This is a genomic window from Streptomyces sp. NPDC001156 (assembly GCF_053598275.1).
On sequence record NZ_JBSFJX010000507.1, the window covers coordinates 1 to 1,662 of the forward strand.

Below are 1,662 nucleotides of genomic sequence, written 5' to 3' on the forward strand. Positions count from 1 at the left end.
CGACATCCAGCCCCACCCTCGATCGGCGAACAGGACGATCATGGCAGCCCGGCACACTCGACATCACCAGTTCACGGATTTCCCAACGGAGTCCTGAAGGCCGGGGGAGGATTCAAGTTCTCGGCCCGCACGTCACCGGGCAGCACCACCCGGAACTCGAAGCGTCCGGTGCGCCAGGTCCGGTGCCGCATGACGCCTTTGCGCTCGCGCTCCTTGATCTCCCCGGAGATCGCCAGTTCCCGGTCGTTGATCTCTCCGTCGATGTCCTCGCTCCTGACACCGGGCAGGTCGAGTTCGATCGCATACGCGTCGTCCGTCTCGGAGATGTCGGCCGGCGGGATCCAGGGCATCTCTGCCGGCGTGGCGCCGGGCCCCACGGTCGACTCCAGCAGCCGTCCGGTTGAACAGATCGTCAAACTCGGCGAGAGGGTTGCGTGTCCATGCGGTGACCCAGGGCTCCGCCAGGGCGCCGACTCGCTGTCGGCGTGCGGGTAGCGTCATCAGAACTCACCTCCACGAGTTACAATCTCCGGCATTTTGGATGTATCGGTGTACCCGGCGGGAGGTTGCTCACACACCTCCGGCCGGGAAGTCAGGCGGCGGCGAATGTGTTCGATTCGCTGTCCATGGGGCGTTCCGGTGTCTGCATGCCGTGCGGGGCGGATCAGGACTGGGCGAGTTCGTCCTGGACCGACGGCTTGGGGACGTCACGCAGGTGCTGCGATTGGCCGGGGCGGCCGCCGTGCCGGGCCTGCTCCGCGCGCTGCGCCGCGCTCAGGTCCAGGTCGGATGCCGGGCCGACGCGCACCGACCTGGCCACCTCATCCCGGTTGCCGTACTCGTCCGGGGGAATGGCGCGAAGCGCCTTGACCACTTCCTCGGGCGCTCCGGCATTCTCGGCGGCCTGGACCAGTTCCTCTTTGCCCGCAGGGAAGTCGACGTCCTGCAGCGCGTCCAGCACGTCCCGTACGCTGGTGGAAGACATATCTCCTCCTCAGTTTTTGTCCCGGGGCACTTCGTACTCGTGCCCTACCTGTGGCATTCCCGGCAAAACCGGCTGCTGGCGATGTCGAAGCACTCCGGGGAATCCTGTGCCCGACGCCCGAATCCAGGGGAGATCACATGCCCGGCAATATCGAACGTGCCGCCCTGCGCGCCGCGGCTCAGGCCGCCGAGCAGATCCTGGCAAACGCCGCCGAGCGGGCCGAGCAGGCCGCGCAGGACCCGTACGCCCAGCGCGTCGCCGAGGTCGGGATGCTCACCGGTGCGTTGAGGGTCCTGCTGGACGCGGTGCGCCCCTTTACCGAGGAAGGTGAAGAGGGCGGGCAGTGACCGGCGCTTTCGGCACCGGCCGCGAGGTCCGCGTCGGCATTTCGATCGCCGTTTGGGGCAGTGCATGCACGGTACCTGTGATGTGATGGGTTGCAGGATTGGAGGCGCCATGGACAGCGACGAGTTCGTCCGGCTCGTCAGCCGGCGGGCCCACGTGCCCGAGGAGCAGGCTAGGGAGCTGACCCGGGCCACGATGCTGACGCTGGCCGAGCGGATCACCGGCGGCGAGGCCAGGCACTTAGCCTTGATCCACCGACGTGGCCTGAAGTGGATCTTCTGACGGGTTTTTGAGCGGGTTTCGGGTTGGTGTCTGTGCCTGGGCAGGTGGTA

At 67.1% G+C, this 1,662-nt stretch carries 4 protein-coding genes; 2 read left to right on the forward strand and 2 right to left on the reverse strand.

Features of this window, described 5'->3' with window-relative positions; translation table 11 throughout:
* Positions 1-71: 71 nt before the first annotated feature.
* Together ACWDA7_RS52655 and ACWDA7_RS52660 are read right to left on the reverse strand one after the other, a co-directional pair.
* Complete coding sequence (locus ACWDA7_RS52655; protein WP_450615300.1) at positions 72-416, reverse strand: Hsp20/alpha crystallin family protein; 345 nt, start codon at positions 414-416, stop codon at positions 72-74.
* Between the two features lie 248 nt (positions 417-664).
* Positions 665-985, reverse strand: a complete 321-nt coding sequence (locus tag ACWDA7_RS52660; protein WP_450615302.1) for a DUF2795 domain-containing protein — start codon at positions 983-985, stop codon at positions 665-667.
* 137 nt (positions 986-1,122) lie between these two features.
* Between ACWDA7_RS52660 and ACWDA7_RS52665 the strand changes: the two genes are divergently transcribed.
* Positions 1,123-1,332, forward strand: a complete 210-nt coding sequence (locus ACWDA7_RS52665; RefSeq protein WP_450615304.1) for a hypothetical protein — start codon at positions 1,123-1,125, stop codon at positions 1,330-1,332.
* A gap of 109 nt (positions 1,333-1,441) precedes the next feature.
* Positions 1,442-1,612, forward strand: coding sequence for a DUF2267 domain-containing protein (locus tag ACWDA7_RS52670; RefSeq protein WP_450615306.1), 171 nt, complete (start codon positions 1,442-1,444; stop codon positions 1,610-1,612).
* Positions 1,613-1,662: the final 50 nt, after the last annotated feature.